Raw genomic sequence first — 265 nt, 5'->3', positions numbered from 1 at the left:
CACGCTGTTCACCGGTCAGTGGGCCGATCTGCCGCTGGAGGAGGTCTGCCGTCTGGCCCGGGACTTCGGCTTCGACGGACTCGAACTCGCCTGCTGGGGAGATCATTTCGCGGTGGACAAGGCGAGGACACGGCGCGGGCGGCGGCCGCCTTCGGTGTCCGGACCATCATCGGCTTCACCGGCTCGGCGATCTGGCACCTGGTGGCGATGTTCCCGCCCGCATCCCAGGCGATGATCGACCGCGGGTACGAGGACTTCGCCGAGC

General features: G+C 68.7%; 1 pseudogene. It reads left to right on the top strand.

Annotated features, from left to right (window positions below):
- Positions 1-265, top strand: a pseudogene (locus IF54_RS41940) (sugar phosphate isomerase/epimerase); the annotation flags it as partial.

The sequence above is a fragment of the Streptomyces sp. NRRL B-3229 genome (assembly GCF_000719505.1).
GTDB classification, from domain to species: domain Bacteria; phylum Actinomycetota; class Actinomycetes; order Streptomycetales; family Streptomycetaceae; genus Streptomyces; species Streptomyces griseorubiginosus.
Note: the sequence above shows the minus strand (reverse complement) of the source record. Positions and strands in the feature narration are given on the sequence as shown.